General features: G+C 53.0%; 18 protein-coding genes. 11 read left to right on the forward strand and 7 right to left on the reverse strand.

The annotated features are described in order from the left end of the window. Window positions 1-45: 45 nt before the first annotated feature. Together panB and JHL22_RS02135 are read left to right on the forward strand one after the other, a co-directional pair. Entirely contained in the window at window positions 46-873 is an 828-nt protein-coding gene (gene panB / locus JHL22_RS02130) for a 3-methyl-2-oxobutanoate hydroxymethyltransferase (RefSeq protein ID WP_200233329.1), read from the forward strand. Continuing rightward, window positions 866-1,399 (forward strand): SET domain-containing protein, encoded by a 534-nt coding sequence (locus JHL22_RS02135; RefSeq protein ID WP_200233332.1) that lies wholly within the window; start codon window positions 866-868, stop codon window positions 1,397-1,399. Before panB ends, JHL22_RS02135 begins: the two co-directional genes overlap by 8 nt. Before the next feature lie 60 nt (window positions 1,400-1,459). Here JHL22_RS02135 and JHL22_RS02140 read toward each other — a convergent pair whose 3' ends face one another. After that, on the reverse strand, window positions 1,460-1,954 hold the full coding sequence (locus JHL22_RS02140; protein WP_200233334.1) for a nucleoside 2-deoxyribosyltransferase: 495 nt from the start codon (window positions 1,952-1,954) through the stop codon (window positions 1,460-1,462). A 169-nt stretch (window positions 1,955-2,123) separates the two neighbouring features. Here JHL22_RS02140 and JHL22_RS02145 point away from each other — a divergent pair, with 169 nt between their 5' ends. After that, window positions 2,124-2,459, forward strand: coding sequence for a YegP family protein (locus tag JHL22_RS02145; RefSeq protein ID WP_200233336.1), 336 nt, complete (start codon window positions 2,124-2,126; stop codon window positions 2,457-2,459). Window positions 2,460-2,520: 61 nt separating this feature from the next. On the opposite strand, the gene JHL22_RS02150 is transcribed toward JHL22_RS02145, so the two are convergent. After that, the gene (locus JHL22_RS02150) at window positions 2,521-3,975 is read right to left on the reverse strand and encodes a cryptochrome/photolyase family protein (protein WP_234041056.1); all 1,455 of its coding nucleotides are present in this window, start codon (window positions 3,973-3,975) and stop codon (window positions 2,521-2,523) included. Continuing rightward, window positions 3,975-4,940 carry a MerR family transcriptional regulator gene (locus JHL22_RS02155; protein ID WP_200233345.1) on the reverse strand — a complete coding sequence of 322 codons (966 nt, stop codon included), beginning with the start codon at window positions 4,938-4,940 and terminating at the stop codon, window positions 3,975-3,977. Before JHL22_RS02155 ends, JHL22_RS02150 begins: the two co-directional genes overlap by 1 nt. A gap of 296 nt (window positions 4,941-5,236) precedes the next feature. Between JHL22_RS02155 and JHL22_RS02160 the strand changes: the two genes are divergently transcribed. The 8 genes from JHL22_RS02160 to JHL22_RS02195 are packed head-to-tail and all read left to right on the forward strand — an operon-like array spanning window position 5,237 to window position 12,248. Beyond that, a complete protein-coding gene (locus JHL22_RS02160) occupies window positions 5,237-6,544 on the forward strand; it encodes an NAD(P)/FAD-dependent oxidoreductase (RefSeq protein ID WP_200233355.1) in 1,308 nt (435 codons plus the stop codon). A gap of 1 nt (window position 6,545) precedes the next feature. Continuing rightward, window positions 6,546-7,328, forward strand: a complete 783-nt coding sequence (locus tag JHL22_RS02165; RefSeq protein WP_200233357.1) for a DUF1365 domain-containing protein — start codon at window positions 6,546-6,548, stop codon at window positions 7,326-7,328. An 11-nt stretch (window positions 7,329-7,339) separates the two neighbouring features. Continuing rightward, window positions 7,340-8,578 carry an SAM-dependent methyltransferase gene (locus JHL22_RS02170; RefSeq protein WP_200233359.1) on the forward strand — a complete coding sequence of 413 codons (1,239 nt, stop codon included), beginning with the start codon at window positions 7,340-7,342 and terminating at the stop codon, window positions 8,576-8,578. Window positions 8,579-8,581: 3 nt separating this feature from the next. Beyond that, window positions 8,582-9,160: a chalcone isomerase family protein gene (locus tag JHL22_RS02175; protein ID WP_234041057.1), complete on the forward strand. Its 579-nt coding sequence runs from the start codon at window positions 8,582-8,584 to the stop codon at window positions 9,158-9,160. A 17-nt stretch (window positions 9,161-9,177) separates the two neighbouring features. Further along, a complete protein-coding gene (locus JHL22_RS02180) occupies window positions 9,178-10,455 on the forward strand; it encodes an MFS transporter (RefSeq protein ID WP_200233361.1) in 1,278 nt (425 codons plus the stop codon). 2 nt (window positions 10,456-10,457) lie between these two features. Continuing rightward, window positions 10,458-10,994, forward strand: coding sequence for a DUF3833 domain-containing protein (locus JHL22_RS02185; protein WP_189384233.1), 537 nt, complete (start codon window positions 10,458-10,460; stop codon window positions 10,992-10,994). Beyond that, entirely contained in the window at window positions 10,994-11,767 is a 774-nt protein-coding gene (locus JHL22_RS02190; protein WP_200233686.1) for an SDR family NAD(P)-dependent oxidoreductase, read from the forward strand. The genes JHL22_RS02185 and JHL22_RS02190 overlap by 1 nt, the downstream gene beginning before the upstream one ends. A 28-nt stretch (window positions 11,768-11,795) precedes the next feature. Then, window positions 11,796-12,248 carry a nuclear transport factor 2 family protein gene (locus tag JHL22_RS02195; protein WP_200233362.1) on the forward strand — a complete coding sequence of 151 codons (453 nt, stop codon included), beginning with the start codon at window positions 11,796-11,798 and terminating at the stop codon, window positions 12,246-12,248. A gap of 18 nt (window positions 12,249-12,266) precedes the next feature. On the opposite strand, the gene JHL22_RS02200 is transcribed toward JHL22_RS02195, so the two are convergent. The 4 genes from JHL22_RS02200 to JHL22_RS02215 are packed head-to-tail and all read right to left on the reverse strand — an operon-like array spanning window position 12,267 to window position 16,934. Continuing rightward, window positions 12,267-13,034: an ABC transporter ATP-binding protein gene (locus tag JHL22_RS02200; protein WP_200233363.1), complete on the reverse strand. Its 768-nt coding sequence runs from the start codon at window positions 13,032-13,034 to the stop codon at window positions 12,267-12,269. Between the two features lies 1 nt (window position 13,035). After that, entirely contained in the window at window positions 13,036-13,806 is a 771-nt protein-coding gene (locus JHL22_RS02205) for an ABC transporter ATP-binding protein (protein ID WP_200233364.1), read from the reverse strand. Beyond that, on the reverse strand, window positions 13,803-15,716 hold the full coding sequence (locus tag JHL22_RS02210) for an ABC transporter permease (protein WP_200233365.1): 1,914 nt from the start codon (window positions 15,714-15,716) through the stop codon (window positions 13,803-13,805). The genes JHL22_RS02205 and JHL22_RS02210 overlap by 4 nt, the downstream gene beginning before the upstream one ends. A gap of 6 nt (window positions 15,717-15,722) precedes the next feature. Then, on the reverse strand, window positions 15,723-16,934 hold the full coding sequence (locus tag JHL22_RS02215) for an ABC transporter substrate-binding protein (protein ID WP_234041076.1): 1,212 nt from the start codon (window positions 16,932-16,934) through the stop codon (window positions 15,723-15,725). Window positions 16,935-17,066: the final 132 nt, after the last annotated feature.

Here is a 17,066-nt window from a genome sequence, read left to right on the forward strand (position 1 = left end):
CTATCCGCATTCTTCCTGCTGCATTCACTTTCAAGGAATTTTTAAATGAGTGTTCACGCTGACATCAAACGCATCACTGTCCCTCAGCTGATGGCCTACAAGGGCCAGAAAAAAATTGTCTCCCTGACCTCCTATATTGCGCCCTTTGCCCGTATTCTTGACGAATACGTAGATATGATCCTGATTGGCGATTCAACCGCCATGGTGGGCTACAACATGGATGACACGCTGTCCATTACCGTCGACCAGCTTTCTGCCCATGCCAAAGCGGTGGTCAGTTCCACCCAACAGGCCTGCATTGTGGTGGACATGCCTTTTGGCAGTTACCAGGAATCCCCCGAACAGGCTTTTCGCAATGCCGCCAACATGCTGTCAGTCAGTGGTGCCGATGCCGTGAAGTTTGAAGGCGGTGAATACCTGGCCGAGACCACCCGTTTCCTGGTTGACCGTGGCATTCCCGTACTAGCCCATATTGGCTTAATGCCGCAGTATGTCAACACCATGGGCGGCTTCAAGGCGCAAGGCTTAAGTGAAGAAGCCGCCAACCGCATCTTCAATGACGCGATTGCCCAGGAACAGGCCGGCGCATGGGGAATCGTGATTGAAGGCACTGCCGAACCGCTGGCCCGCCGCATTACGCAAAACGTCAAAATCCCCACCATTGGCATTGGCGCGTCGCCCGACTGTGATGGCCAGGTTCTGGTGGCCGAAGACATCTTCAATTTAAGCGGTTCACGTATTCCAAAATTTGCCCAGCAATTTTCGGACGTGCAGGCAACCATCCGCCAGGGTGTTGAAGCCTATGCCAACCAGGTCCGTGATGGCTCTTTCCCCACCCTGAACCACTGCTTCGGTGTACCCAAAAATGGCTAAACCGGAAAAACAGGTTAACGGTGCTCCATGGCATGAAGTACGCCAATCCTCGCTGCATGGCAACGGGGTGTTTGCCCTGCGGGATATTCCCGCCGGTACCAAAATCATCGAATACACCGGCAAACGCATTACGCCCGAACAGGCCGATGCCATGTTTCCGGTCAATCCCGATGATCCGTTCCATACTTTTTTCTTTTCCTTAAGTTCAGGCAAAATCATTGATGGTGGCCAGCGTGGCAACGATGCACGCTGGATCAACCACAGCTGCGACCCCAACTGTGAAACCCAGGAAGGACGCCACGGAAAACGGGTGTATGTATTTGCCAAAAGGGATATCAAAGCCGGCGAAGAACTGTTTTACGATTATGGCCTGGTGATTGACGATAAACTGACCGCCAAACTGAAAAAGCAATACCAATGCCTGTGTGGCTCGGAAAACTGCCGCGGCACCATGCTGGCCCTGCCTGAAAAGAAAAAAGCCGCTAAAAAAGCGGCTGCAAAAAAGAAACTGGCTGATCCGGCTTAACGCCAGTCATTGCCCAAAGCCCGGCCTTGTGCGCCGGAGACCCCATTAACATCAACAGCATCAGGTCAGTTCGGCCACCATTTTTTCAAGGCAATCCCGGGCATCGCCCACCACCACCCTGGCGCTGCAGGCAATCATCAGGTTCAGGTTCAAGCCAAAATTCTCAACCGTAAAACCGTGTGCATCAATATCACGCCCCTGCTCATGGCCAAGCGAAACCTGCTCCACCAGCGACCGGCCATCATGGGTATACACCCAAACCGGCTTGCCCAGGGCAATGGCAAACCCCACTTCAAACACCGTGCCCGAATCGGGCTCCTGCCCCCGAAAGGCATTGAGATTGGCCATGACGGCATCTGCCTGGCGGATCAGCCCGATATTGGCCTGGTAAATCCAGTGCGCCAACAACGGTTTATCCAGCCCCACCGGGGTATGATTATCCAGCGGATACAGGCCCGCAAAACCGAATGACGCGCAAAGCGCTTTTAGCTGCTGGCCATAGTCAACGGCATCGTGCCTGAATACATCGGGGCCGGCCAGATAAATCTTTTTCATTTCAACCACCTTTTACAACGGCAAGAGAGAAACCATCACCACCCGGAAAATTAAAATCTTAAAAATACATGCTGAAAAGATTTCTTTTTATCCTGAAGATCATTATCATAGCTTGTATAGGATTTTTCTGTTCCCAACACTGATTTGTCCCGCTTTCAAGGAGTCCTACATGTCTGCGTCTTTCGATCTAAAAAAATCAAGCAATGGCCAATTTCATTTTTCACTGAAGGCTGAAAATGGTTCCACCATCCTGAGCAGCGAACAATACACCACCATTGCGGCCGCCCAAAATGGTCTGGCTTCCGTACAAAAAAACTGTACCGAAGACGCCCATTATGTGGCCGAAACATCTTCAAACGGCAAATTTTTCTTCAACCTGAAAGCCGGTAATGGGCAAATCATTGGGACCAGCCCCATGTTTGCCGATGAAGCCACGCGACACTACGCCATGGCCGAATGCAAAGCCGCAGCAAGCGCCACGGTTAACGACAACACCAACACCTGACAAGCGGTGTAATGCGCCGTCAAGCATGCTGCCTGACGGCGCGGCAACCCGCTTCCTGGGCTTAATCGCCGGTTTTTAGCACCCCGTATCGCAACAGGGTGCGTTCGCGTGCCTGGGCATGATCCACAATAGGTGGCAAGTACACGCCTGCCATCTGCCAGGGTTCATGAATGGCCTTATCGGGCACCTGCTTCAGCTCGGGCACATAACGCCGGATGAATTTTCCTTCGGGATCAAATTTTTTGGACTGGGTCACCGGATTAAAGATGCGAAACCAGGGCTGGGCATCACACCCGGTAGAGGCTGCCCATTGCCAGCCGCCGTTATTCGAGGCCAGGTCATAATCATTCAGTTTATCGGCAAAATATTTTTCACCTTCACGCCAGTCTATACCCAGGTCCTTGCACAAGAAAGAAGCCGTGATCATGCGCAGCCGGTTATGCATGTAACCGGTCTGGTTCAGCTGGCGCATGGCGGCATCCACAATCGGATAACCTGTTCTGCCTTCACACCAGGCCACAAAATACGCGGGGTTATTGTCCCAGACAATGCGATCACAGGCACGCTGGAAAGACCGGTTCACGACATGTGGAAAATGATACAGAATGGCCTGATAGAACTCTCGCCAGATCAACTCGGATAGCCAGGTTACCGCGCCGTCATTGTTTTGTTGCAGGGCAAAACGGGCCAGTTTGCGCACAGACACCGTACCAAAACGGATATGTACCGACAGGTACGACACCCCCTTGACCGCCGGAAAGTCACGCGCCTCTTTATAGCGCGCCATCCGGGTGGCGAAGTCTTCAAACAGGGTTTGCGCACCACTGCTGCCGGCCGGCATGGACAATGATGCCCAAGTACCGGACTCAAAACCCATCTGTTCCAATGAAGGAATACTTTCCCCCCGTGGTTTGCTGGCCAGCCGGGCGGCATATTTTTCAACCGGATAGGCTTTAAGCTGGAAATCATCGACTTTCTTCAGCCAGGCATTCTTGTAGGGGGTGAAAACACTGTATGGCTTGCCCGCCTGCGTCAACACCTCATGGGTTTCAAAAACCACCTGATCCTTGAAATCGGCAAACCCGATACCCATGACATCAAGGCTGGCCGCCACCCTTTGGTCACGCGCGATGGCCAACGGTTCATAATCGCGATTGGTGAATACTTTCTGCACGCCCAGCTGCCGGGCCAATTCGGGAATACAATCCCGGGCAGCCCCATACCTGACAATCAAGCCGCTACCCTGCCCACCTGCCTGCAAGGACAAGGCATGCAAGCCGGCATCCAGGGCCAGAACGCTTTGATGAATAAATTCAACCCGGCGGTCTTTACGGCTGGGCAGGGCATTTAGAATATCGGTATCAAAAACAAACACACAATACACTTTTTGTGCGACCCGCAAAGCATGATAAAGCGCGGCATGATCCTCACAGCGCAAGTCACGGCGAAACCAGACCAGGGCCGCTGTCATGGGCGCGGGCTCAGCGGCCGGTTTTTTTGTATCATGCTTGAGCATCAAATTGCCTCCCGCTTGGCACGCCAGGCGGCCAAGGCCTCGATAATATCCTGGGCTTTACGAAAAAAGACGGTATTTGCCGGCAACCGTTTTGAATTGAATAAAGCGGCATTCCCCCCCATCCAAAGCGCTGTACCGACAGGCAGATTCTGGCGCAATTGCTTCAGGTTCTGGATGACCTCCTGAACCGGTGCATGGGTACTGACACCAATGGCCACAATATCGGCATTCAATTCCCCGGCCGCCGCCAGAATTTCCGACAAGGGGGTATCCGCCCCCAGGGACAGGCGCTCACAATTTTCAAGGGCAAAAAAGCATTCGGCCATGAGCAAACCCAACGTGTGTTTTTCTTGCGGCAAAGTGGTTAACAACACACGCGGAGTACGGATTTCATCGGGTAGTTTGATGTCGATAGCCGTCATGGCGTCTCTTAAAATCCCCTGGATGGTTTCCGTAAACAGGTGCTCCTGAAACACGGAAAGCTCACCATGCATCCAGGCAACACCCACCTCTCGGGCCAACGGGGAAATAATATTTTCTATGGTTGCAGCCAAACCATATTTAACCAATTGCTGTTGCACGGCACGACGAAACCGTTCGGACTCATTGTCTTTCAGCCACTGTATCCATTCAATATCCAGGGTCTGTCCGTTTTTTGTTTTTCTTGAATGACGCTCGGATCCTGACTCTTGGGCCGTCTTGCTTAAGGCATGCAATTCATCCAGCGATAAGCGGGCCACCTTTGAAGGCCGGTAACCCGCCACCAGCAAGCGTTTGATAACCACCAATTTATCAAGGTCAGACTGAAGATAGCTGCGATTGCCCTGGGCATCCCTTTGTGGATTCGGGAACCCGTAACGATGTTCCCACATACGCAAGGTCATTTTGCTTAGCCCCGTGTCACGTTCAATATCGGATATTGAGTAGTTCTCGGCAGGAAGAATCGTATGGGTGGTTTGGTTCATTACAAATCTACAAAAAAAGAAAAAACGGTCATTTGAAAAAGTGCCTGACTGGCTGTGCACACTTTGCGGCATTAATGGGGCAGGCATGCTCTGCCGCCATTTTCACCACTCGAAGCAATAAAAACAATAGTGAACCTTAAGCTGGTCCTAAAAAAAACACGCTACACATATACAAAAAATATTTTTATTTAAATTGTATTATACAAAATAATATTTTGGTTATACAATTATAAAAATTCATCGTTTTTTAGATGCCATTTAGAAGTCGTATTTTTTTCTGCATCAAGGTTTTAATTATGAAAGTTGCCATTATCGGTTCCGGAATTAGCGGCCTCGCAGCTGCCCATGCGCTTGGCAGCAGCGCCAACATTACTTTGTTTGAAGCCAACCGCTATTTTGGCGGACATGCCAATACCGTCAATGTGACCCTGCCAACCCCGACAGGCAATATCAGCCATGGCATAGATACCGGTTTCCTGGTGTTCAATCAAAAAACCTATCCGGAATTGATCCGTCTTTTCAAAAGCCTGGATGTATCCACAGCCACCTCTGATATGTCATTTTCAGTACAGGTGCCGAATGCCTTCAGGCAGCGCAATCTGGAGTGGAGCGGCAGCAACCTGAATACGGTTTTTTCACAAAGAAGCAACTTTCTGCGCCCCCGTTTCTGGCTCATGCTCAAGGATATTCTGCGTTTCAATACCTTATGCACAAAGCTGGCGAACAACCTGGATGATAAAAAACTGTTAACACAAACCCTGGAAGATTTTCTGGCGCAGCACAAATTTGGCCAGACATTCAGGGAATGGTACCTGTTGCCCATGCTGGGTTGCATCTGGAGCTGCCCTACTCAGCAAATGCTGCAGTTTCCTGTGGCAACCATGATTCGCTTCTGCCACAACCACGGCCTTGTCCAGGTTACCGACCGGCCACAATGGCTGACGGTCAACAACGGCTCGCGCCAGTATGTTGAGAAAATCACCGCAAGTATTGCCGACAAACGCCTGAATACACCCGTTCTACAGATCAGGCGCAACCAAAACAGCGTGCAGATCCTGACTGCAAACGGTCTGGAACACTTTGACCATGTGATTATGGCCACCCACTCCGATCAGGCCCTGGCCTTGCTGGAACAGGCCACGCCAAGGGAACGGGACATACTGGGGGCCATCCAGTACCAGACAAACCATGCCATTTTGCACACCGACACCGCTGTCTTGCCCGACAACAAGCGTGCCTGGGCTTCATGGAATTATGAAAGAAGCGCAAACACAGACGCTTCTTCCGCCCGTATATGCCTGCATTACCTGATCAACCGTTTACAACCCCTGCCTTTCAGCCAACCGGTTATTGTGTCACTGAACCCGGTCAAGCCGATCGACCCGGCAACCATTATTGGCGAATATGAATACGATCATCCCGTTTTTGATATGGCCGCCATTTATGCCCAGAAAATATTGAAAAAAATACAGGGTCAACACCGCACCTGGTACTGTGGCGCCTGGACCGGCTATGGTTTCCACGAAGACGGACTCGTGTCGGGCATGCAAGTGGCCAGGCAGCTCATGGCAGAGCATGAAGACAGCCTGAAAAAAGCAGCCTGACATGAGCAGCAAAACGCCTCCCCCTTGCGCCTTGATCGGTTTCGGACAGGTCTACCATGCCCGGTTGCAACCCACCGTCAATCGTTTTCGCTATCCCACTTTTTTCCTGATGTTGCCCATGCGACATCTGCATGACAGTGGTGGTGCATTGGCCATCAATAAGCCGGGGGCCATCAGTTTCCATGATTGCGACCACGGCGATGGCCGGAGCCCCGAACAGGGTGGCGCCCTGGCCTGGCTCAATGAACTGCTTTTGGCCCAGGGCATTGATGATGCCAACGGTGAAATATGGCTGCATTGCTACCCGCGTGTTTTGGGGTACACCTTCAAACCCGTCAGTTTCTGGTTCTGCCATCATGCCGACGGGCATCTTCGGGCCATTGTCGCGGAAGTCAATAACACTTTTGGCGAACGGCATTTCTATTTGCTTGACCAGCCCCGCTTTGGTGCATGGGTAGACATTCAGAAAGTCTTTCATGTTTCCCCGTTTTGCGACGTCAAAGGCCAGTATCACTTTTGCTTCATGCGCAGCGAACACCAGGACGGCCTGAAAACATCGGTATTGATTCATTATCACGAAGCCGAAAAACCGATCCTGAAAACCAGCATCAGCGGAACATTGCTGCCCATTACACCGGCCACTTTAAGGCGGGCGCTTTGGCGCTATCCTGCCATGACAATCATGATCATGCTGCGCATCCATTGGCAGGCACTCAAACTCTGGGTCAAACGCACCGGATTCCGTCACAAACCCAGTCCTCCTGATCAACCTGTAACCCGTTGAGACTATTCACGATGAATACCACCACCGCCAGCAACCCACAAACCCTGAGCTTGCCCCGCAACGTACCGGCCAGTGTCAAAAACGCTTTTCGCCTGTTAAGCCATTTGCAATATGGCAAATTGATTGTTGTCTTGCCCGACGGCCAGTCCCAGCTTTTTGGTACCCAGGAGACAAGCGCAAACCAGAGTGTTCCTGTTCTGCACCTGCACAACTGGCAGGTTTGCCAGGCCGTCTTCAAATCCGGTGACATTGGTTTTGCCGAAACCTATATTTCAGGTGACTGGAGCACCTCGGACCTGCCCGCCCTGCTGACCCTGCTGGTACGAAATCGCCAGCATTTGAGCCAACTGATTTACGGCAACTGGCTGGGTCGGCTGGCGTATCGCATTCGCCATTTGCTCAATCGCAATACCCGCAGCAACAGCCGCAAAAACATTCATGCCCATTATGATCTGGGCAATGATTTTTATTCCTTATGGCTGGATAAAAGCATGAATTACTCCAGCGCCCTGTTTGAGGCTAACCCCCAGGCAGATCTTGAAACCGCGCAGATGGCAAAAATCAGACGGGCACTGGAAATGGTGCACCTGAAGCCGGGCGATCGCCTGCTTGAAATTGGTTGCGGCTGGGGGGCCCTGGCCGAGATGACCGCCGTTCAATTCCAGGCACACCCAACGGGCGTCACGCTTTCAAGCGAACAGCTGGCGTATGCCCGCCAACGCATGGACAGCCTGGGCATGAGCGCTCAGTCCGATTTACGCCTGCAAGACTACCGCGATATCAACGACGACGCTTTCGATGCCATTTGTTCCATTGAAATGGTCGAGGCGGTGGGCAAAGAATACTGGCCCGTTTATTTCCAGTCCATCAACCGCCTGCTCAAACAGGGTGGCCGCGCCTGCATCCAGAGCATTGTGATCAAGGATGAACTGTACGAGCGATACATCAATGGCACCGACTTCATTCAACAATACATTTTTCCAGGCGGCTGCCTGCCCTGTCCCGACGAATTACGCCGTCAAATACACAAGGCCGGACTCAAACTGGAAAACGAATTTGCCTTTGGCCTGGATTATGCCAAAACATGCAGGCTCTGGCGCGAAGCCTTCCTGAATCAGCAGACACAGGTCAAACAATTGGGCTTTGATGAAACCTTCATGCGGACATGGGAATTTTACCTGGCCTATTGTGAAGCCGCCTTTACGGAAGGCAGTATTGATGTCATGCAACTGACGCTTGTCAAGGAGTAAAAAATGAACGCGACCCCTTTATTGACCGTGCTGACACTTGCCACCAGCTGCGCCACGTTGCCAAACGCCATGGCTGCCGGCAAGGCCGGCCCTGTTGCCCCAACTGCCATGACAGTGTCCCTGCCTGCCAATTTGCAGCCGGTAGGCAATGCCACCATGCGTTTCCTGGGATGGAATATCTACCAGGCGTCACTTTGGGCGGCTCCCGATTTTAACCCACAACGTTACGCCGATTACCCGCTGGCGCTTAAGCTGACCTATTCAAGATCATTCAAGGGTAAGGCGATTGCCGAACGCTCTTTGGAAGAAATGCGTCGTATTGGCCGCGTTACCTCCGAACAGGAAGAAAAATGGCAACAGGCACTGGCCGAAATTCTTCCTGATGTCCAGGAAGGTGACAAAATACTGGGCTTGCACCAGCCTGGCCAAGGCGCGGTTTTCATGCAATCCGGACGCCCGCTTGGCAGTATTCGTGATCCTGAATTTTCGAACCTGTTCTTTGGTATCTGGCTTTCTGAAAAAACCTCGGAACCGGCCTTGCGACAGTCCTTGCTTGCCCTGGGTAAACCGGCCGCCAACTGAACAGCCCTGAGCGGACCATGACATCACCTGCCAAACTTACCCTGCCACAGGCGGCAAGCTACGGGACTTTGGGGCTGCCACTGGCCTTCATTGCACTACCGCTTTATATCCTGCTGCCCAATTACTATGCCAATGAGTTCGGGGTTTCGCTGACCGTCCTGGGTTTACTCTTCCTGGCAAGCAGGCTGTTTGATGCCCTGACCGATCCCTTGCTGGGCCGCTTAAGCGATCGCCTGTTCAACAGGTCAAATGCCAACATCATGCCCTTTATTGGCCTGGCATCCATCACGCTCATCCTGGGGCTGGCCGGACTGCTGTTTCCGCCCGCTCTGGTCGCCTCCGGGTCAAAACTGATTATCTGGATTGCCACCTGCCTGCTCATCACCTATACCGTCTACAGTTTCCTGATGATCATGCACCAGGCGTGGGGTGCCCGGCTGGGTGGCGATGCCGTCATGCGTGGCAAGATTGTTGCTGCACGGGAAAGCGCCGGGCTGATCGGTGTCATGCTGGCCTCAGCCATTCCCGGATGGCTGGGCTACCCGGCCATGCTGATCAGCTTCATGAATTGCCTTGGCCTGGGGTTTTTCTGCTTAAGCCTGGCCACCAAACCGGCCCACAATCATTTAAACCCGACACAAGTCACTTCCCTCTGGCATCCCTTCAGGCAGGCACCGTTTCGGCGTCTCTTGCTGGTCTTCGTGCTCAATGGTATTGCCTCGGCCATTCCGGCCACCCTCGTGCTTTTTTTCATTCAGGACCGCATCCGTGCGCCTTTGGCCAGCGAACCCTGGTTTTTAGGTCTTTATTTTCTATGTGCCGCCTTGTCCATGCCCTTCTGGCTATATCTCGTGCGTCGCATTGGCCTGGCCAAAACCTGGCTCAGCGGCATGCTTTTATCCATTCTGGTGTTTATCTGGACACTTTCATTGGGTGAGGGCGATGCCATTTATTTTGCGTTCATTTGCGCATTTTCCGGTTTTGCCGTGGGTGCCGATCTGGCCCTGCCTGGCGCCATGCTTGCCGGCCTGATCCGCGCGCTGGGCCATGGCGGCAAGCATGAAGGCGCCTATCTGGGCTGGTGGAACTTCATGACCAAAGCCAATCTGGCACTGGCGGCCGGCCTGACACTGCCTTTGCTTGAATGGCTGGGTTACACCCCAGGTATCCGGGATACGCAGGCATTGCAAATGCTCAGCCTGGTTTATGCCGGCTTGCCCTGCCTGCTTAAATCTTTGGCTGCCTGGGCACTTTACCGTTTTTTCCAGGCACCACATTCACCTCAGGAGCTTTAACCATGAAGAAACGTATTTTATTTTCAGCTACCGCCCTGCTTTCAGCACTTGCCCTGGTTGGCTGCACCGGGCAACAGCTTGCCGATTACCAAAACGAAACGCCCTCCCTGGATCTGGCTACTTATTTTAATGGTCCGCTTGAGGCCCATGGCATTTTCCAGGACCGTAGCGGTAAGGTGGTCAAACGCTTCATTGTCAAAATGGAAGGCCGCTGGACGGGTAACAAGGGGGTTCTGGATGAACATTTCACTTATTCTGACGGCACCAAAGAACGCCGGGTATGGCATCTTGAAAAACTCGCCGATGGCCGCTATACCGGCACCGCAGGTGATGTTGAAGGCCAGGCACAGGGGCAGATCTCGGGCAACGCCTTCAACTGGCAGTACACGCTGAAACTGCCGGTGGATGGCAAAACCTATTCTGTCCAGTTTGATGACTGGATGTACCTGATGGACGACCGGGTCATGCTGAACCGGGCCACCATGAGCAAATTCGGCATCAAGCTGGGCGAAGTGACGTTGTCATTTTACAAATCATGATGAACCTGAATCCACCCATCACCCAGTGGCAAAACAAACGGGTATGGCTGATTGGTGCCTCTAGCGGCATCGGACTGGCCCTGGCTGAAAAACTGGCCGCCCAAAAAGCAAACGTGATTGTTTCGGCACGCAACCGTGCGGCACTGGATGCTTTTGTGGAAAAACACCCCGGCTGCCAGGCCTTGCCATTGGATGTCAGCCAACCCGAAACCCTGGTTCAGGCGCTTGATACCCTGTGCAACACCAATGGCTGCCCAGACCTGGTGTGCTATTGTGCCGGCCATTACAAGCCGCTACGCGCCCCTGAATACGATCTGCAAGAGATGCTGCGTCATCAGCAAATCAACGTGACCGGCCTGCTTTATTTGCTGGACCGGCTACTTCCCCTGATGCTGGAAAAGGGCCAGGGCCATATCAGCCTGATCAGCAGCGTGGCCGGTTTTCGCGGTTTACCCAAAAGCCTGGCCTATGGCCCCACCAAGGCGGCCCTGATCAATCTGGCCGAGTGCCTGTATCTTGACTTGCATGACCGTGGGCTGGGGATCAGCCTGATAAATCCGGGATTTGTACAAACACCGCTCACCGCCCGGAATGATTTTGCCATGCCTGCCCTGATCACACCCGATCAGGCCGCCGACCATATCATTGCAGGCTGGGAGAGGGGCCGCTTCCACATTGATTTCCCGAAAAAATTCACGCTGTTTATGCGTTTGCTAAGAATCCTGCCATACCCGCTGTATTTTCGGCTTGTCCGCAAAATAACCGGTCTTTAACCATCCCTCAAGCACAATAGAGAATGCCATGACACCTGCCAACCCTGACATCACTGCCGCCGTCAAACGCCTTACCGGGCTTTACGCAACGCTTAATCCCGGCAATCTTGACCAGCTGGGGGCTATTTATGACGCTGAGGCAAGTTTCAAAGACCCTTTCAATGAAATACAGGGCCCGGTGCAAATCAGGAAAATATTCGAGCATATGTTTAATGCTTTAAACAAACCGAAATTCACCATTTCAAAGTGTATTGCCCAGGACAATCATTGCTTTCTTATCTGGGATTTCACGTTTTATTTCAAAAGTCCCAAACCGACTATGCAGCAAACCATTCACGGCGCCAGCCATGTGATTTTCAATGAAAAAGGCATGGTCAGCTACCACCGCGACTATTGGGATGTCGCCGAGGAACTGTATGAGAAATTCCCCCTGCTCGGCAGCCTGCTCAGATGGATCAAACGGCGTCTTGCCGTGAACTAAAGACACACTGAAACCAGTTCAAACCGTCAGATACGCCCGTTTGACGTCTTCATTTGCCATCAGTGACTGTATGGAACCACTGTACTTGACTTGTCCCTTTTCAAGCACATAGGCCCGATCCGACACCAGTTCAGCAAAGTGCAGGTTCTGCTCAGACAGCAAAATACCAAGCCCTTTTTCTTTAAGGGCCAGTATCATGCGGGCCATTTGTTCCACCACCACCGGTGCCACCCCTTCCGAGGGCTCATCCAGCAGCACCATGAAAGGGTTGCCCATTAAGGTCCGGGCCACGCTAAGCATTTGCTGCTCGCCACCGCTCATCTTGCCACCAGGCCGGTCCAGCATCTTGCCCAGATTGGGAAACAGGGAAAACAGGGATTCACGGGTCCAGACAACGGCTTCACGGCCATCGGGCCAATACCGCACGGGCTGGCGCCCCACGTCCAGATTCTCGGTCACGCTCAGGTCGGAAAACACCCGCCGGTCTTCGGGTACATAACCCAGGCCCTGCCGGGCAATCCGGTAAGGTTGCCAGCGTGAAATATCCTGGCCCATGAAAGTCACCTTGCCACTGGTGCGATCCAGCAGGCCCATGATGGATTTGAGGGTGGTTGATTTACCGGCGCCATTGCGCCCCATTAACGCCACCACTTCTCCCGGGCCTACCGTCAGGTTCACATCAAACAGGATATGTGCCCCGCCATACCAGGCATTCAGGCCAGAAACCGTTAACAGGTCTACCTCACCCGCCCCCAGCGTTGATTTTTCCGGCAAGATCGCATTCATGTTATAACCCTTTTTTCAATGTTTCCAGGCCTATTCCCGAACCCAGGTACACCTCCCTGACCTGCGGATGGTTGCGGATTTCATCGGGTGAGCCTTCGGCAATCAGCCAACCCGCGGCCAGCACAATAATCCGGTCGGCATAGGCAAACACCACATCCATGCTATGTTCGGTAAACAGGACACCCATATTGCGCTGCTTGGCCAGTTTGCGCGTCAGGGCCATCAATTCATTACGTTCCTGGGGCGCCATGCCTGCCGTGGGTTCATCCATGAGCAATAAAACCGGCTCATTGGCCAGTGCCATGGCCAGCTCCACCCGCTTCACATCACCATAGGCCAGTTCACTGCAGGGCCGGTCAGCCTGATCGGCCATGCCGACCTGCGCCAGCAAAGCCAAGGCCTGTTCCCGGTACTGCGCGGCGGCCGGCCTGAAAAACGAAAACATTTTCCGGTGAAAGGACAGCAGAGTCATTTGCACATTTTCCACCACAGTGAGCGATGCAAAAGTGGCGGCAATCTGGAAGGTGCGACCCACGCCCAGCTGCCAGATATCACGTGCCTGCATGCCCAGGATGGATTGGCCGTTCAGGCAAACCGTTCCCTGATTGGCCCTGGTTTGCCCGCCAATCATGTTAAAAGTGGTTGACTTGCCTGCCCCGTTGGGGCCGATCAGGGCCAGCATTTCACCCTGATCAAGGCTAAAATCCACCCCCCGGACCGCCATGAAATCGCCATAGGCTTTATGAAGATCGGTAACCTGCAACAAACTCATGGCTGTCCTTTGGGAGCAATAGCCTGACGGGTTTGAAAACGCCTGCCCAGCTGGGCAAAAAACCCGGCAATACCCTGCGGAAACAATAAAACCAGCACCAGAATAACCAGGCCGAACAGGGCTTTCCAGTAATCCGTAATACCCACCACATAATCATGCAGTACGGTATAGGAAAAGGCGCCGACAATGGGACCCAGCAAAGACTGCACACCCCCCAGCAACACCATGACCAGGCCATCTATAGACTTGCTGATATGCAATTCTTCAGGAGAAACACTGCCTTTGGAATACACATACAGCACCCCTGCCAGGCCGGCAAACAGGCCGGCGATCACAAAGGCCAGCCATTGGGTTTGTTTCACGTTAATGCCAATCGCATCACTGCGCAATACCGAATCGCGCCCGGCCCGCATGGCATAACCGAACGGTGAGAACAGCAGACGACGCAAGATCAGTACGCTGCCTGCAACGACAATAAGTGTAAAGTAATAGTAGGATTGCGGGCTGCTTAACCAGTCTGGCGGCCAGATCCCGATCAGGCCATTGGAACCGCCGGTAAAACTGTCCCACTGGAAGACGACCGACCAGGTAATTTGTGCAAACGCCAGGGTCAGCATGGCCAGGTAAATACCACTTAAGCGGACACAGAACCAGCCATACACCAGGGCGCCCAAGGCAGCAAACAGGGGGGCAATGAACAGGGTCGCCTCGATGGGCAGACCGGCTTTTTGCATCAGCAGCGCGGCAGCATAGGCCCCCAGGCCAAAATAAGCGGCATGACCAAAGGTATGCATGCCCGCCGGCCCGGCAATAAAATGCAGGCTGGTGGCAAACAGCACGGCAATCAGGGCATCCTGCATCAGGATCATCAGATAAGGAAAGGCGTCTTCAAGCAGCGGCACGCCCGCCAGTAACAGCAATACCAGGAAAGCGGCCACTTTCAGGAAACGGCCAGCCGGGCGAATGGGTGCCTCGATAGGTGCAGAATTGCGCGAAGCGGCCTGTTCCTTGCCCAACAGGCCCCACGGCCTGAAGACCAGTACCAGTGCCATAATCAGGAACTCAACCACCATGGTCAGCTGGGAAAACTCAATCTGCAGGCCCGCCAGCTGTACCGTCCCCAGCCAGATACAGATGGCTTTCATTTCGGTAATCAGCAACGCCGCCAGAAAAGCACCGGTAATGGAGCCCATGCCCCCCACGACCACCACGGCAAAGGCATCGCCAATAATACGCATGTCCAGACCCAGGCTGGCGGGTTCATTGGGCAATTCAAGCGCACCACCCAGACCGGCCAGAAAAGAACCCAGTGCAAACACGCTGGTAAACAGCCAGGCCTGGTTAACACCCAGCGCACCCAGCATTTCCTTGTCCTGGGTCGCCGCCCGCACAAACGTGCCCCAGCGGGTACGGTTCAGCAACCACCACAATAACAGCAAGACCAGGGGGCCAATAATAATCAGGAAAATGTTATACGTTGGAAACATGCGTCCCAACACCGGTATGGCACCTTCCAGCCCCGGTGCCTGCATGCCCAGCAAGTCTTCAGGCCCCCATAACCAATGCACCGCATCACTGGCAATCAGTACCAGGGCAAAAGTGGCCAGCAACTGAAAAAGCTCTGGAGCCCGGTATATGCGCCTAAGCAGAAAAATTTCAATGAGCACACCCAGTACCGCCACCACCAGCCCGGCCGCCAGCAGCCCCCCCCAGAATCCCAGTACCGTGCCGCCCAGCCATGAGGTAAGCGAATAGGCCATATAAATGCCCAGCATATACAGGGAACCATGGGCGAAGTTGATAATCCGGGTCACCCCGAAAATCAATGACAGCCCGGCAGCCACCAGAAACAGGGATGAGGTTCCCGCCAGCCCGTTCAGTAACTGAACAATTAAACCTGAGACTTCCATGATGGTTTATTCGGCAGAACGCATTTTTTTCACTTCCTCGTCGGAAGGCTGCACATCTTTACCATCCACATAACGGATATCAGTCATGATACCCTTGCCGTCTTTAACATCCAGCCTGCCAACGTAGGCACCCATGGTTGACTGGTTGTCAATATCACGGTATTCAATTTCACCAAAGGGCGTGGGCACTTTCAGCCCCTTGAAGGCTTCAATCAGGGCTTCGGTATCGGTAGAACCGGCCTTCTTGATACCTTCGGCCAGTGACATGATCATGGCATAACCCACAATGGAACCGGCACGCGGATAATCGTTGAACTTGTCCTGGTAGGCCTTCAGGAACGCATTGTGTTCGGGCGTGTCAATGGCGTACCAGGGGTAACCGGTCACGAACCAGCCTTTGGGCGTGTCTTCACCCAGCGGGTCCAGGTACTCCGGCTCGCCGGTTAACAGGCTGACCACTGGCAGGCCATCAAAGAACTGGCGGGTTTTACCCGCCCGCACAAATTTGGTCAGGTCGGTGCTGAACAGGACATTAAACAGCGCATCGGGTTTGGCATCGGCCAGGGCCTGCACCACGTTACCTGCATCAATCTTGTTCAGGGTCACGGCTTGCTCGGCCACAAACTCCACATCGGGCTGCTGTTCTTTCAGCAGTTTCTTGAAAGACTCGATAGCCGACTGGCCATATTCATAGTTGGGATACACCAGGGCCCAGCGCTTTTTGTTCATCTTGACCGCTTCGGGAATCAGCATGGCCACCTTCATATAAGTGGAGTCTCGCAGGCGATAGGTATACCGGTTACCGTTTTCCCAAACGATTTTGTCGGTTAAGGGTTCTCCGGCCAGGAAGAACACTTTTTTCTGTTTGGCGAAGTCAGCCAGTGCCAGCCCGATATTGGACAGGAAACTGCCGGTTAATACATCAACTTTGTCACGGGTAATCAGTTGCTGAGCTTCACGAATGGCATTGCCCTGGTTGCCGGCATCATCCCGAATCAGGACCTCCACTTTTTTGCCATTCAGTCCACCCGCCTGGTTAATTTGCTCAACGGCCAGATCGATCCCTTTCTTATACGGTTCCAAAAAGGCCGGGATGGTTTTATAACTGTTAATTTCACCAATGCGGATCACATCCTGTGCATATGCCGTTGCAGACACCGACACGGCAAGCAGTGAACCAGCACTCCATTGCCAGATTTTTCTGGAAAATGATTTCATAACCATATTTGTAGACTCCCTGCCACACACGATAGACAAGCTGTTTATAAACTTATTACTGAATAATTGGAAAAAGGCGGTTTTAACCTGAAAAAAACGAATTTAGTAGTAATTTACTGCTTTTTGCTTAAA

It is taken from the genome of Advenella mandrilli (assembly GCF_016595155.1).
Taxonomy (GTDB): Bacteria; Pseudomonadota; Gammaproteobacteria; order Burkholderiales; family Burkholderiaceae_B; genus Advenella; species Advenella mandrilli.

Coding starts and splice junctions, on each gene's coding strand:
- panB (WP_200233329.1), top strand. CDS start 46: ATGAGTGTTCACGCTGACATCAAACGCATCACTGTCCCTCAGCTGATG.
- JHL22_RS02135 (WP_200233332.1), top strand. CDS start 866: ATGGCTAAACCGGAAAAACAGGTTAACGGTGCTCCATGGCATGAAGTA.
- JHL22_RS02140 (WP_200233334.1), bottom strand. CDS start 1,954: ATGAAAAAGATTTATCTGGCCGGCCCCGATGTATTCAGGCACGATGCC.
- JHL22_RS02145 (WP_200233336.1), top strand. CDS start 2,124: ATGTCTGCGTCTTTCGATCTAAAAAAATCAAGCAATGGCCAATTTCAT.
- JHL22_RS02150 (WP_234041056.1), bottom strand. CDS start 3,975: ATGCTCAAGCATGATACAAAAAAACCGGCCGCTGAGCCCGCGCCCATG.
- JHL22_RS02155 (WP_200233345.1), bottom strand. CDS start 4,940: ATGAACCAAACCACCCATACGATTCTTCCTGCCGAGAACTACTCAATA.
- JHL22_RS02160 (WP_200233355.1), top strand. CDS start 5,237: ATGAAAGTTGCCATTATCGGTTCCGGAATTAGCGGCCTCGCAGCTGCC.
- JHL22_RS02165 (WP_200233357.1), top strand. CDS start 6,546: ATGAGCAGCAAAACGCCTCCCCCTTGCGCCTTGATCGGTTTCGGACAG.
- JHL22_RS02170 (WP_200233359.1), top strand. CDS start 7,340: ATGAATACCACCACCGCCAGCAACCCACAAACCCTGAGCTTGCCCCGC.
- JHL22_RS02175 (WP_234041057.1), top strand. CDS start 8,582: ATGAACGCGACCCCTTTATTGACCGTGCTGACACTTGCCACCAGCTGC.
- JHL22_RS02180 (WP_200233361.1), top strand. CDS start 9,178: ATGACATCACCTGCCAAACTTACCCTGCCACAGGCGGCAAGCTACGGG.
- JHL22_RS02185 (WP_189384233.1), top strand. CDS start 10,458: ATGAAGAAACGTATTTTATTTTCAGCTACCGCCCTGCTTTCAGCACTT.
- JHL22_RS02190 (WP_200233686.1), top strand. CDS start 10,994: ATGAACCTGAATCCACCCATCACCCAGTGGCAAAACAAACGGGTATGG.
- JHL22_RS02195 (WP_200233362.1), top strand. CDS start 11,796: ATGACACCTGCCAACCCTGACATCACTGCCGCCGTCAAACGCCTTACC.
- JHL22_RS02200 (WP_200233363.1), bottom strand. CDS start 13,034: ATGAATGCGATCTTGCCGGAAAAATCAACGCTGGGGGCGGGTGAGGTA.
- JHL22_RS02205 (WP_200233364.1), bottom strand. CDS start 13,806: ATGAGTTTGTTGCAGGTTACCGATCTTCATAAAGCCTATGGCGATTTC.
- JHL22_RS02210 (WP_200233365.1), bottom strand. CDS start 15,716: ATGGAAGTCTCAGGTTTAATTGTTCAGTTACTGAACGGGCTGGCGGGA.
- JHL22_RS02215 (WP_234041076.1), bottom strand. CDS start 16,934: ATGAAATCATTTTCCAGAAAAATCTGGCAATGGAGTGCTGGTTCACTG.